Here is a 14,041-nt window from a genome sequence, read left to right as displayed (position 1 = left end):
TATATCAGATTCATTAAGAAATGTCTCTTGAAGTGTCTTAAATTACGATACCATTATAATAGCCCTTTTTCTTGTAGGATAAATGCCCCCGCACATACACAATCTATCATACTTTCTGCCGTCTTTTCTGTTGTATGCCTCTACTCTCCACTTTCTTGCGTCAGCGTCACAGTACATAGAATAATCATCATATATGACCATCTTTTTGCCCTCCTCGATCATGATGACCTGTGTACCCTTTCTTTGCTCGTCAAATGGTGGAATGTTATCTGACAATGCCAATCTCTCAATGACCTCTGTGTTAAAAATCTTTGTGTTCTTTTTCATAGCCTTACCTCCGTATCAACTCTGTCTTGACCTTATGTGCTTATTATAGCACCTTTAAGGTTCTGTTTACTGTTCCAAAATGGTCTGCGGTGTGTTTTTTTGATTTTATTCCCTTTTCAAGCTTCTGTATATATTATAGCACCCACTTAGTACAGTTTACTGAACCAATTCGGCACAATTATGATATATTCTTTTTTTTATATTTTTTTGCGAGATTTTTTATGTTGTGATTTTTATTAATAAGTAAGTTTCATTCTTGATATAAGGAGAAAAGAATGATATAATGAATATAATCAAAGTTTTCAGTTAAACGGCTCAGATGCCAAAATTTGAGCAATAGTTAATGCTAAAATTCCTGAAATCTAAATAAAAAAGCCCAAGAATACGATCAAAAAAAATCGCATCTGTGAACTTTTCAAAATTTTAACATGGATAGTATAAAGAACTTTGATAATTGCTAAATAGTTTAAAATTGTGGATGAGTATGATATAATAATGCTGACAAAAAATATTAAAGGGGATAGGGCCATGATTTTAAGAATCATATTTGCAGTAAGCGTAGGAGTTGTTTTCGGCTCTATTTGCGGGCTAATCTTCAAAATGCTTAATAAAAGGGTTAAAAAACCTGTTCCTGACGAAAGCCGTATTGATATTCTAAGAAGATACAGCGACTATGAAAGTCAACAGGAAATACAAAAACATTCTATGAAAATGGTGCTGAACAGACCTGCTCCTGAGATATTAGACAAGTATAATTACCGCTCATATTGTGCAGCTGACCTGGAAAACAAAGATGCGCTAGTGTTTTCAATGCTGGATTTTGTATGTGATAACTTTAGTCACACAGGTGACGCAGTGTTACAGTCGGATCATAGCATTACGGGTGTAATAAAAAGCTGCGAAAAGAATGGGCTAAAAACCAACTGTAGGGGCTTGTCTATTATCCTTGCGGAAGCCCTCAGAATGAATGGCATAAAAGCAAGGATAGTGACTTGCAAGCCCTATGAAGAGCCGTTTGTGGATTGTCATGTTGTGGTGGATTGCCTTATGCCCTCCGGTACAAGAATAATGCTCGACCCGACTTATCGGCTTTATCTGACCAATGACAATGGAAAATACATTTCGTTGGCAAAACTGCGTGAGGGGATAATTGCAGGACGGACTTTTCATCACAATGTAAAGGCTTCATATAATGGTGTGGACTTCAACTATCATGACTATATCGAATATATGACGAAGAATGTGTTTCGTTTTAACACGAACTATAACCAAGATGACACGGATTATGTTTTCTCGGAGATAGAATTGGTGCCTAAAGGTTATACGACCAAGGGCTATTCAAAGGTCATACAGTTTACAACGGATAGAGATTATTTTTGGGGTATGGGGTAGGGTTTATTTTTTCAACAATATGTTGGTACAAAATCCAGCCTTTTTGTACCAACCAATCATTTATCCTCAAACTCACTAATATCCTCATCAAACACAAGATAAGCCGAACACTCATTGTTATTTATCATATCTTTTATGTCTTTCAAAGCTTCAGCGTTTTTTATTCTTTCTTTTTTAGAAAAATCCTGCTGGAGCTTTATTATATCCTCCATATCCTCACAAGATAAAAGCTTAATATCATTTCTTCTATCCAGCATACCATACGTACACTTTGTTTTTGATATCTTATTTATCTTTTGCTTTATAAGCTTCATTTCCGGATCACTTGTCCAAGTAACAGAGTGCTTATGATCATATTGATGATTTATTTCACAGCCGCAGTAGTCGCATTTTAATTTTTTATCTACATACAGCGTAAGTCGTTCACCGCCAAAAAGAAGAACATTCTTTGATTCTTTTATTGTGCTTATACATTTAAGACACATTTTAAATGCTATACTGCCGGTCAAAACACCATAAGCTAAAATAAAATAAATTCGTTCTGCTTTCAATGCCACAAATAAGATACCTAATATTGAACATATAACTAAAATGCTCTTGTGTATCCTATCAAAGTCTGGTCTTTCGACAAGTTCCATTTTTACAGACGTTACCCTTGCTCTTATCCTGCTGCCAGGGTGTGTCATTTTATAATCATACATTCTATATATATCAAAAGCATGCCAAGAGCGTTGTTCCTCAAAATATATTCGGATATCGTCTATCTCTTGGTTACTTAAAGTTATCTCGGTGGTTTCGCCCTCTTCTATACCAATATCTCTCCGCAATAACTCAGGAACGATCTTTGCAGGTGTTTGTTCAATACTTACTCTTTCCCACCCAATATCTTTTCCACATTCACTGCATCTTATCGGTTCTTCTGCCCACATTGTTAAACAATAATTGTTCATTCAAAAACCCCTTTCTTTATATAATGTTTACTTCATTACATTTTGACATTTATTTGCCAAATATATTGTATCACACATCAAAACGATCTGTCAAATTTAAAAGCGAACAAATTTGGACAGTTGCACTTTTGTATAATACACATTCCTTAAAGTATACAGATTTCTGGAATATAACAAAAAGAGAATTAATTAAAAAGGCGCAAAAAGTGATATTTGAAGATAGCCAAGAATTCTTGCAAATGCTTTTTGACATAGCAAAAAAAAGAAAGCATATATATTTATCAACGAAAGGTACCCAGAAAAAGATACAAGCAGCACCACGACAGATCACCATAACACTGTTTATAATTATAAATAAAATTGTATTACTTGATATATTTGTTCAACTTATAAGATAAGAAAATAAATGACATATTATATATTCAAAATAAAGAAGATATATCGTTTTAACGCAAATAATAGTTGTTTTTTTCTTTATCACATTTGCCCTAAAAAAGCAATAGCTCAAGAAGTTTTAAAGATAATGCATTAGAAAGCAACAAATTTTCATTTATATAAACATAAAGCTATAATAAGTAAGCAATAAATAAGAAATAAGGATAAGTGGCTCAGTTTTATTTGATCATATATACTCAGTATGTCTGCTTATTATTGTTATAAGATAAAATAAGAAGAATAAGCTACTCATTATAATATATAAGAAGAAAGCACCACTTCTTATATTACAAAGGAAGAAGATATATCGTTTTATCGCAAATAATAGTTGTTTATTTTCTATATCACGTTTGCCTTAAAAAAGCAATAGCTCAAGTTGTTTCAAAGATAAAATCAGCGGATTATACAAACTTATAAGCTTATTCTTAGTGGCATTGCAGGCAAAGCATTATGATAACACTATTTTTCATATATTAAAACAAAGCTACATAAATAAGCAAATAAATAAAAAAAGAAGAATAAGCTACTCATTATAATATAAGAAGAAAGTTCCACTTCTTATATTATAAAGGAAGAAGATATATCGTTTTAATGCAAATAATAGTTGTTTCTTTTCCATATCACATTCGCCTAAAAAAAGCAATAGCTCAAGTTGTTTTAAAGATAAAATCAGCGGATCGCACAAATGCGTTAGTGCTTGATTGACCATATTGCTGTAATTCTAAAAGATAATGCATTATAAAACAACAAGTTTTCATTTATATAAACATAAAACTGTAATATGTAAGCAAGAAAAATAAGAAATAAGGATAAGTGGCTCAGTTTTATTTTGGCATATATACTCAGTATGTTTACTTATTATTGTTATAAGATAAAATAAGAAGAATAAGCTACTCATTATAATATAAAAAGAAAGCACCACTTCTTATATTACAAAGGAAGAAGATATATCGTTTTAATGCAAATAATAGTTGTTTCTTTTCTATATCACGTTCGCTCTAAAAAAGCAATAGCTCAAGTTGTTTTAAAGATAAAATCAGCGGATCGCACAAATGCGTTAGTGCTTGATTGGCAATATTGCTGTAATTTAAAGATAACGCATTAGAAAACAACAAGTTTTCATTTATATAAACATAAAGCTATAATAAGTAAGCAAATAAATAAAAAAGAAGAATAAGCAACTCATTATAATATAAGAAGAAAGCATTACTTCTTATATTACAAAAGAAGAAGATATATCGTTTTAATGCAAATAATAGTTGTTTCTTTTCTATATCACGTTTGCCCTAAAAAAAGCAATAGCTCAAGTTGTTTTAAAGATAAAATCAGCGGATTATACAAACTTATAAGCTTATTCTTAGTGGCATTGCAGGCGAAGCATTATGATAACACTGTTTTTCATATATTAAAACAAAACTAAGTAAATAAGCAAATAAATAAAAAAAAGAAGAATAAGCTACTCATTATAATAAATATAAGAAGAAAGCTCCACTTATTATATTACAAATGAAGAAGATATATCGTTTTATTAAAAACAATAGTTGTTTCTTTTCCATATCACGTTCGCCCTAAAAAAGCAATAGCTCAAGTTGTTTCAAAGATAAAATCAGCGGATCGCACAAATGCGTTAGTACTTGATTGGCAATATTGCTGTAATTCTTAAAGATAATGCATTAGAAAGCAACAAGTTTTCATTTATATAAACGTAAAGCTATAATAAGTAAGCAAAAATAAGAAATAAGGATAAGTGGCTCTGTTTTATTTTAGCATATATACTCAGTATGTTTACTTATTCTTGTTATAAGATAAAATAAGAAGAATAAGCTACTCATTATAATATAAGAAGAAAGCATTACTTCTTATATTATAAAGGAAGAAGATATATCGTTTTAATGCAAATAATAGTTGTTTCTTTTCCATATCACGTTTGTACTAAAAAAGCAATAGCTCATGTTGTTTTAAAGATAAAATCAGCGGATCGACGCGCTAGTGTTTCATTATTTTTTATCAAAACTGGCTCACTTTTTTATTAACGAAGTGGCTCAGTTTTTATTGACAAAGGCACGCATTAGGAAACATCACGTTTTCATTTATATAAACAAAATGCTATATAGTAGTAAGATAAAAAGATACTATCACCAAATAATAAAATTAGTGATAGTATCTCAATATCAATAATGCTATTAATAGTGAAAATTTACGTTCTTCCTTATTATATTATATATAAAATGAGTGTTGATCTTAGATCAAAGATGTTCTCTCTATACCAACTAATTTGTACTTGTTAAAAGCACACATTAATTTGCGTCATAATGCACAATTCGTCAGACAATATTTTGTTAATTCTGCCGATTGAAAATTAATTTGAAATATGGTATTATTAAACCAAAGAAAAGATATAAGTACAGAGTTCCTAAATTAGTGGGGACTCTTTTTTTATAAAAAAATTTGAGCGCACATTTGTCGATAAAAAATGTGTGCTTTTTTGTTTCCTAAAAAGTGGTTTATGTTTTGAAATACATTATAAAAAATCAGTAAATTTAATGATTATATAAGAATACTGATCTTTTTAATGAGGTAAAAAACATCTGTAGAACTTAAAAATATTGCCAAAAGAAACGCATATTTCTTCCAGCATATGCGGGCGAGGGCTTCCGCCGCAACGAAGCCAAGTGGATCGGTTCACTTTAAAGATCGAATGGGATGCGTTCCCATATGGAAAACGCAAGCGCGACTTCCGCTGCAAAGAAGTCAGGTGGTTCAACACATTACAAACGTTGAGTTGGACACAGCCTCCATTGTGCTAAGGCTGAAAGGCACTTAAAAAAGGTGTCAGTTATTGATATCTTGCTTCATTTGAACTGGGAACAATCCTAGTTTTGGCACTTTGAGCCACTTAACAAGTGCTTTTAATTTTACTAAAAAATAAAGGAGTTATTACTATGAATAAAACTAATAAAATCACAGTTTGTGTAGAGGGAAAAAATATAAAAGTAGAAGTAGGTACGTACACGTTGAGGACACTTATAATCAAGAAACTCAATGGAATGGCTGCTTTCAAGGAAAGCAAACATCAGTACAAGATTTGGACAATTTCAAAACGAAAAAATGTTAGGGAGAAACTTGCATTGGAGGGAAAATCAAAAGAAGAGATCAATGACATCTGCAACCGTATCAATTGCTTCAAGTGGAAGATTTTCGCAAAAAGGACCAAAATAGACTACATTGAAGGCAATATTCAGTTTTGTCACTTTCTTGCGAAAAAATATTACACTTCATATCTAACTTTAAAAGAAGCCGAAAAGCATATTCAAGAATTCGTCGATGATTTAAAGGAAAGAAACAGGAGCAGCAACACTATTCATGATTACTTGGCTTCTGTTTGTAAAACTTTCGGAAAATACATGGGTGATTATGAACACCCAATTCGCCACGGGGTTTGTCTTAAAGTCGAGCCAATGAAGTATAATACTAAATTGGGAGAAAAAGCTCGTGATTTAGGGTTACTAACTGGTTTAAGGCGCAACGAGCTTGCTCAGTTGAAAATCAAAGATATAAAATTCATTGATTGCGAAACTGTCCACATTTTTAGTATTGGAAAGGGTGGCAAGCATAATCGTACTGTATTGAAAGGAATTGTTGCAGTGGAAAAGCTAAAAGAATACATTAGAGAAGCAGAGGAGAAAGGTAGTGATTTTTTGTTAACAAAGGCCGAAGCACGAGTTCCAGATGCACTTCATTACTGTCGAGCAATATGTGCACAGAATACCTATTACGCAGTTTTAAAAGAAATGGAAAATGATCCTGCGAAGCGTGCAGAATACGTTCAGAAAATCAAGAACGAGTTTAAACGTTGCAAGAGAAAGCTCAAGGAGGATCTTAACAAACCTTATCGACTTAGAGGATATAACCGAGAAGCAGCATTGTCTATCGGCAAGCCAATTGTTTATGATCGTGTCGCAGCGATGTATGTTAGTCTATTCATACTCCACCACTTCCGCACAGATACCACCATTCTACATTACTTGGTAAAATAATATATTTTATGTGCAAAAAGCAAAGCCTGTTCATCACGGGCTTTGCTTTTTTTGTACATAAACGTGCCAAAATCCAAATACTACTTATCTGCCGTCTAGAACGCTCCACCGCCTCTGTAAGATATGTATTCTCAGCGTACCTGTCTAGTCTGGCGTTTTGTTCGGCTACTTTTCCCATCCATTGAATGAAAGTGATAATGGTTGAGATCAAATTTATCCCGTTATTGATGAACGCAAAATTCTGAACCATTTATCCGAATCAGTCGGATAATCATTACAACCTTTCTTTGAAATAACGCCGATATTCCAGTATGTAATAAAACAGATAAATAGCATACTGATTGCCGATACGACAACTGCTTCAATAACTAGAAACGGGGTCGAATAAGTTTCCATACTTCTTGACAGAATCGCCAAGATAATGTTCTGCAAAAGTCTTACGAAAATTCCAAGTAGAATTATATCTAGTATAAATCTCCATAGAAATGATTTTGTGAATTGGGTCATTGTTTTTCCTTCTTATTATTTAACCGTGTATTCAATCGTGTTACTAATGGGAGTATATTCTCCTGTTGTTTCATTGTATCCGAAAGCAAGTATTATTTCATAATTTCCATACTTTCTATTACTTTTTAAGAAAGTCAGTTTATTAATCCACTCTTTCTTTGAGAAGTCCCAATTTCCATAAAATTCTCCATCTCTTTTTACATACAGACTGATGCTACGATCAAGAGGAACAACCCCAATATCTTCTTTATCATCATAATAAGGTATATGCGGACGATTAATAAATACTGTTCCTTTTTCATCTACTTCAAGAGTTATTTCTATATCCATGTCAAGCAATTCATTTAATAACTCCGTAATTTCATTTTGCTCTTTTTTTTCGGCTTCTTCTGTAGCGTCATATTCTCCTACAATATTTAAACTACTTATCGTCATCGTATTAGGATAATAAGTTACGTCATAAAACGCCGAGAAATCAATCTTTGATTTGTCACCGGGAGAAATCATAAGTTTTGTATAACGATCGTTATCGTCAACGGCATCAATATACACAGCATTTCTTCCTTGGTTTTCAAAGTATAAGTACGACATAGTATCGAAGTGTACATCTTTAAGCGTTTCAGTATCTGAAAACATATCCTTTGCAGAGTTCACCATCATTACATAATCACTTTTTATTGCTTTAATGTCGTCCGAATAAGAACTAATACCGTAAACCGAAAAATAATTTTCAAAACCTCCTATAAAAACAAGAAGAAACAACACTATCTGAATTACATACATAAAGCATCTAAGTACAAGTCTATTACTTTTGGTTGGTATAAACCTTGTAACAACAAGCGATATACCAAAGTACACTCCGCCGATCATGGCAAGCGTACCAAGCATATAAAACAATGTACAGAAAAACAGTTTAATAGGTGTATTCTCTCCAACAAAACTATCAGGAAATACCAAACAATAAATTGTTAGACTAAGCACAAGACCACAAACCGTTATTAATCCTGACAATGCAAATGTCTTTGGAGACAGCGGCTTAATGGTGCCTTCGTCAACAAATCTTTTGTAGTTATACCAAAATAATGCCTTGTTAGCCATAATTATGTCACCTCAATTCCATCATGTAAAAAAGCTCTTGTCTAACAGATATCTTCCAACCCCTTATAATATGCTTGCTGGGCGTCATTTAAACTATCCCATGCCGAAGCTTTAGCATTGGTAACTGAGCTAACTTCAGAGCTTGTATCCTTTCCACAAGGAACCAACGACACCGCCGTTATTGCAGTCACCAATAAAACCGAAAACTTTTTTGTAATATCCATTATTATCCTCCGACTATGTATATCTGACAATACAAAACTATCAAATGTACTAGTTAATATATAATCTACACGGTGTTATCAATTAAACCTATTTATACGTTCATTACTCCGCCGCAAAATCAATATCGTTTTCCTTTGCATACTCCTCAGCATACGAGCCTGATTTTCCCTTTATCGTCAAGCTATCACACTCATCAAAAGCGTTTTCCGCTATTTCATTGACCGACTCAGGAATGTAGATTTCCTTTAGGCTGTTACAACGTGCAAATGCCTCACTGTTTATCGTAGTTATATTGTCCGGAAGAACAAGAGCCTCCAAAGCCTTGCAGGCGAAAAATGCTCTTTTAGGTATAGTGTCTATCTTTGACGGGATATTTATTTCTTTAAGACCTGTACAGCCTTGGAAAGACTGTATTCCTATTGATTCTAGCGAGTCGGGGAAATCAAGCTTTTCCAAGCTTTTGCAACTTACAAATGCGTCATCCTCGATAGTTTTCAATCCGTCGTTAAATGTTATTGATGCCATATTCTCACAGCTGCTAAAAGAATCTTGTTTAATGACAGTTACTCCGTCGGGACAGGTAAATTCCTTTAAGCTAGTGCAATGTTTAAAACAAGCGAATGGTATTGTTGTTTGTGATTTAGGCATTTGTATTTTTTCGAGTGATTCACATAGCGAAAATATTCCAGCAGTGATTTCAGGAAAATTCTCAGGGTAATATAATTCTTTGATATCAAAAGTCATATCAAATTTATTACCTTCTTTACTGATCTTTCTGAAGGCGTCAATGGTGTGCCCTACAACCGTCTTATCATCTATTTCTATAGGTACATTAACAATGGTTTCAGTACCAAAATAGCTTGTAATAACGATTCCTTCATCACCATATTCCTTGCCCCACTCATCAACATATCCCTTAGCGTCAACATAAACATATCCGTTCTCTGTGATTGTCTGTCCTTTATCTTCCAACCCCTTATAATATGCTCGCTGGGCGTCGTTTAAACTATCCCATGCCGAAGCTTTGGCATTTGTAACTGAGCTGACTTCAGAATCCGAACTAACGTTAGAGCTTGTAGCCTGTCCACAAGAAACCAATGACACTGCCGTTATTGCAGTAATCAATAAAACTGAAAATCTTTTTGTAATATCCATTGTTATCCTCCTATAATTTATTATTCTAATTACTTTTAGCTGTTTTGCTTTCCCATTTGATCGCAATACTTTCAATTGTCAATTTATTAGTATAATGTACTGTCATATAATAATATAGCTTATGTTGCTTTTACTCTATAAATTTTGGCTGTAAGAAAAATTATTATCGAATATTGAAATGATATCAAAATCGAAGATTTTAGCTTAGACATCTGTAAAACATTAAACAAGAAACCCGTTATCGAGTCGGTAAACACAAACAGATATAAAAATGGTGGCGTATACATAGAGAATAATAAAAATAATATCACTGCTGTCATAAGTAAACTGATAATATCAAATTTATCCTTTTTTATATAAAACAATGTTGGCAAAATAACGATACATAGAAACGTAAGTGTGTTGATTATAAAAAACAAAGCAATTCCACTTGCCCACGTTGAACCGCTAAGAGTATCTAACACCTTTGAAAATACATATCTATACATAAGAGCAAACAAAATACTTAACAAGTATATCGTTATGTCAAGTGCAAGAATTTTAAAATAATTATATACCTTTTTCAAAATTATCATCCCCTTGATATAACGTAATAACTAATTTGTAAATGTGGATCTGATATGTAATCTGTTCCTTTGAGTACATCATTATCAGTACTGTATCTAATAAAATCCCATTTTACATCTTTATATTTGCAAGAATAGACCACATTATTGTTAGATTTGTACTTCATAATTATATTATATCACAAGGGGGCTATATATTGCAATAGATTTTAGACTTTTAAATAAAAATAACGTCGCCTTATAGTACCCGTCAAATTCTCCGCATCTACCCCACCGATGTCTAAACAAGTATAATAAACTTCAAGCAACTCCATAGAGTAAATTATCCGAACTCAAAAAGTCTATAGAGTTACTTAAACCAAATCAGATGTGGAGATAAAGATAATGAAAACAACGATCGCAACAGTAAAGAATGAACTCCGCCTGACCGAATGGTCAGCACAGAGTTAACAGCAGCTTGATTTAGTTACTTTTGAAGCATATACTATTGATTTTTCTAGATGCATAGTTATTTTTATATGCGAAGTTTGAGTCATATATTAAAACAAAGCTACGTAAATAAGCAAATAAATAAAAAGAAGAATAAGTTACTCATTATAATATAAGAAGAAAGCACTACTTCTTATATTACAAAGGAAGATGATATATCGTTTTAATGCGAATAATAGTTGTTTATTTTCTGTATCACGTTTGCTGATACCATCAATAGTGAAATTCAATGTCATTCTTATTATATAATGAGTGTTCAACTTAGATAGTTGATATTTTCCGCCAATCAGTTTGTACATTATATCCGAATACGCTTGTTATTCCTTGTTGAAAACGCATAAACTTCAGATAAATTTTTATTTTATTGATAAAATGCATTGACTTTTGAATAAAAATATGATAAAATTGAGTTGTTAAAAGAAGTATAAGTTTAGTGTATCTAAGTCATTTAGATGCTCTTTTTTTGTATCAAAAAATAGAGAGCTCACATTCGTTAAAAAAAAGAATGTGGGCTCTCTTTTTGCTTTTTTGTCGTTTTTGCTAAATGTGGCAAAAAAAATCACCTCAGCAATTCCAACAGGAAATACTTGTTTAAAAAGTCCATCATTGCATTCCTGATTTTCGGAAACGCAAAAAAAACAGTTTTGTAAAAAATATGTAGTTGAATAAACAGTTAAGACTAATAACGTCTTGTATAGCATATATGATCGTTTTTTAAAATATTGGCATATATGAAACCTATTCCATTCAAAATCTAATAAAGGTCTATTCCATAGATCTTTATTATAAATGCACTGACCCACTTTGTTATAGTTTGCATTATAAATCATACGGTTTGTAGAAGCTTTTGGCATTTTACAAATTTATTAATAAAAAAATATAATACTCCCAAAATGGTTCCACTAATTGTTTTTTAGATCAATTAGTCTACCTGACCAGTAGCGCGAGGTTCGGCGTAAGAGAGCCACTAACACTATAAAGGTGTCCACTGAGTATGTCTTTCGAAAGACATACGTCTTCATTTGGTGGTCGGTCTATAATCCGATTCACTGGCCTTTGGTGCTGCTAAATAACACCTTTATACTGTTAGTATCAACCGCACTTGCCCCCACTCACACACAAATCAAGAACCATAAAAAGGAGTATTACGATGAATAAATTCAAAAGAGTAGAGAGAATAATTGAAGGTAAAATTATCGAAATAGAAATCGGTCATAATACGTTGCAGTATGTTCTTACAAAAAGATTAACAGGAATGCGTTTTTTTGGTACAAAGAAACATAAACTAAAAATCAAAAATAGTATCAGGAGAGCCAATACTAAGAATTTAAAACACAAAGGTTTCTCAGATGAAGAAATTGAAAAGTTTTTAGATGAAATAGTTATCTATAAATGGAGAATATTTACAGAAAGCAGCTTTAATAGATATCTTAAAGTAATAAAACGATTTTGTAAATATCTTGCTGCAAAATTTCAGACAAGTCACCTAACAATGTTCGAGGCTGAAAAATATATACAGGAGTACATTGATGTACGAGAAGCAAGGGGGTTATCAGCTGATACTCTCAACACTGATCTTTCTGCACTTTGTAAAGTTTTCGGAAGAAGGACAATTGAATTTAGACACCCTCCACGCCACGGAGCTCATTTAAAGAATGATCCGACAAAATACAATACTGAAACGGGTGAAACAACTCGTGATGTTGGATTGACCACAGGTTTAAGACGCCGCGAGCTCGGCCACTTAAAAGTCGATGATATAAAATTCATTGACTTTGAAACTGTTCACATATTCAGTGTGGGTAAGGGCGGTAAGCATAATCGTACTGTATTGAAAGGAATAGTCGCAGTAGAAAAGCTAAAAGAATATATTAGTCGTGCAGAGAAAATGAATAATGATTTCTTGTTGACAAAGGCAGAAGCTCACGTCCCAGATGGACTCCACTATTGCAGGGCTATGTGCGCACAGATTACATATAATGCCGTTTTGCAGGAAATGGAAAATAATCCTGCAAAGCGTGCCAAATATATTCAAGAAATCAAGGATGAGTTTAAACGCTGCGAGAGAAAGCTCAAGGAGAATCTCGACAAAGTTTATCGCCTCAGAGGCTATAACAGAGAAGCAGCATTATCAATAGGCAAGCCAATTGTCTACGATCGTGTTGCGGCGATGTATGTGAGCTTGTTCATTCTCCACCACTTCCGAACGAATACTACTATTTTACATTATTTAGTGAAATAGCGAATCCAACCAAGCTTATCAACATAAAACGGGTGGCTTGGTGTTGCTGAAATTGTTTCGCCGTTTACACCAATATGAATAAGCTCGTCTGTTTCATTGATATAAGTTTCAGTAACCGTTTTAACAGCTACTTCACCTGTTGTTTCGTCCTCCGAAAGAACCTTATCGCCGACTTCGATTTCTTCAATCGGTTCTTGCCCGTCCTCAGTAGTCACAAGTGTACCGGCAACAAAGCAATACGAAGTGCCGAAGTCCTTTGCAGAACCCCACATTGACGTTCCTGTCATTGCAACTTTAAATAAGTCGCCCTTTATCTCTTCCCATGTGAAACTTGCATCTCCACTTATGTATTTATCAGCCGTTTTTCCCAATTCATATGAGCCGATCATAAGATTTCCTGCTGATCCTGTTTTATGGAATGCAGTTACAAGTTTACATGACTTTCCTGTTTTCGCAAACACGCCTAATGCGTCGCCCGCTCCTGGCAATGCTGACACAAGGCTGCAAGCTGCGTTGTAATAATCTCCCTCTTGGGCATACCAAGCAGCGTTGATTCCATCAAATACAAATCCAATACCCGGAAGCATTCCAAGCAGATCAAGAATATCATGTCCCGTA

General features: G+C 33.3%; 9 protein-coding genes. 3 read left to right on the top strand and 6 right to left on the bottom strand.

Features of this window, described 5'->3' with window-relative positions:
- Window positions 1-42 precede the first annotated feature (42 nt).
- Window positions 43-327, bottom strand: a complete 285-nt coding sequence (locus DW938_RS10735) for a hypothetical protein (protein ID WP_118124800.1) — start codon at window positions 325-327, stop codon at window positions 43-45.
- 528 nt (window positions 328-855) lie between these two features.
- On the opposite strand from DW938_RS10735, the gene DW938_RS10730 reads away from it, so the two are divergent.
- Window positions 856-1,719, top strand: coding sequence for a transglutaminase-like domain-containing protein (locus DW938_RS10730; protein WP_118124798.1), 864 nt, complete (start codon window positions 856-858; stop codon window positions 1,717-1,719).
- 56 nt (window positions 1,720-1,775) lie between these two features.
- Here DW938_RS10730 and DW938_RS10725 read toward each other — a convergent pair whose 3' ends face one another.
- Entirely contained in the window at window positions 1,776-2,669 is an 894-nt protein-coding gene (locus DW938_RS10725) for a hypothetical protein (protein WP_118124796.1), read from the bottom strand.
- 3,377 nt (window positions 2,670-6,046) lie between these two features.
- Between DW938_RS10725 and DW938_RS10715 the strand changes: the two genes are divergently transcribed.
- Window positions 6,047-7,141, top strand: a complete 1,095-nt coding sequence (locus tag DW938_RS10715; protein WP_117876730.1) for a tyrosine-type recombinase/integrase — start codon at window positions 6,047-6,049, stop codon at window positions 7,139-7,141.
- A gap of 522 nt (window positions 7,142-7,663) precedes the next feature.
- Here DW938_RS10715 and DW938_RS10705 read toward each other — a convergent pair.
- The 3 genes from DW938_RS10705 to DW938_RS10695 all read right to left on the bottom strand — a co-directional run bounded on the left by DW938_RS10705 (window position 7,664) and on the right by DW938_RS10695 (window position 10,126).
- On the bottom strand, window positions 7,664-8,746 hold the full coding sequence (locus DW938_RS10705; RefSeq protein ID WP_117876726.1) for a hypothetical protein: 1,083 nt from the start codon (window positions 8,744-8,746) through the stop codon (window positions 7,664-7,666).
- Between the two features lie 41 nt (window positions 8,747-8,787).
- Window positions 8,788-8,970, bottom strand: a complete 183-nt coding sequence (locus tag DW938_RS10700; protein ID WP_117876724.1) for a hypothetical protein — start codon at window positions 8,968-8,970, stop codon at window positions 8,788-8,790.
- Between the two features lie 103 nt (window positions 8,971-9,073).
- Complete coding sequence (locus DW938_RS10695; RefSeq protein ID WP_118124794.1) at window positions 9,074-10,126, bottom strand: leucine-rich repeat domain-containing protein; 1,053 nt, start codon at window positions 10,124-10,126, stop codon at window positions 9,074-9,076.
- A gap of 2,205 nt (window positions 10,127-12,331) precedes the next feature.
- Here DW938_RS10695 and DW938_RS10680 point away from each other — a divergent pair.
- Window positions 12,332-13,423 carry a site-specific integrase gene (locus DW938_RS10680; protein ID WP_118124788.1) on the top strand — a complete coding sequence of 364 codons (1,092 nt, stop codon included), beginning with the start codon at window positions 12,332-12,334 and terminating at the stop codon, window positions 13,421-13,423.
- Here DW938_RS10680 and DW938_RS15355 read toward each other — a convergent pair.
- Window positions 13,408-14,010, bottom strand: coding sequence for a polymorphic toxin-type HINT domain-containing protein (locus tag DW938_RS15355; protein WP_347517419.1), 603 nt, complete (start codon window positions 14,008-14,010; stop codon window positions 13,408-13,410). The genes DW938_RS10680 and DW938_RS15355 overlap by 16 nt on opposite strands.
- Window positions 14,011-14,041: the final 31 nt, after the last annotated feature.

Origin of the sequence: Ruminococcus sp. AM43-6 (assembly GCF_003461785.1) — a bacterium.
Classification (GTDB): domain Bacteria; phylum Bacillota; class Clostridia; order Oscillospirales; family Ruminococcaceae; genus Hominimerdicola; species Hominimerdicola aceti.
Note: the sequence above shows the minus strand (reverse complement) of the source record. Positions and strands in the feature narration are given on the sequence as shown.

What these genes read in the sequence shown, in the direction of transcription:
- DW938_RS10735 (WP_118124800.1), bottom strand. Translation starts at nt 327, where the DNA reads ATGAAAAAGAACACAAAGATTTTTAACACAGAGGTCATTGAGAGATTG.
- DW938_RS10730 (WP_118124798.1), top strand. Translation starts at nt 856, where the DNA reads ATGATTTTAAGAATCATATTTGCAGTAAGCGTAGGAGTTGTTTTCGGC.
- DW938_RS10725 (WP_118124796.1), bottom strand. Translation starts at nt 2,669, where the DNA reads ATGAACAATTATTGTTTAACAATGTGGGCAGAAGAACCGATAAGATGC.
- DW938_RS10715 (WP_117876730.1), top strand. Translation starts at nt 6,047, where the DNA reads ATGAATAAAACTAATAAAATCACAGTTTGTGTAGAGGGAAAAAATATA.
- DW938_RS10705 (WP_117876726.1), bottom strand. Translation starts at nt 8,746, where the DNA reads ATGGCTAACAAGGCATTATTTTGGTATAACTACAAAAGATTTGTTGAC.
- DW938_RS10700 (WP_117876724.1), bottom strand. Translation starts at nt 8,970, where the DNA reads ATGGATATTACAAAAAAGTTTTCGGTTTTATTGGTGACTGCAATAACG.
- DW938_RS10695 (WP_118124794.1), bottom strand. Translation starts at nt 10,126, where the DNA reads ATGGATATTACAAAAAGATTTTCAGTTTTATTGATTACTGCAATAACG.
- DW938_RS10680 (WP_118124788.1), top strand. Translation starts at nt 12,332, where the DNA reads ATGAATAAATTCAAAAGAGTAGAGAGAATAATTGAAGGTAAAATTATC.
- DW938_RS15355 (WP_347517419.1), bottom strand. Translation starts at nt 14,010, where the DNA reads ATGCTTCCGGGTATTGGATTTGTATTTGATGGAATCAACGCTGCTTGG.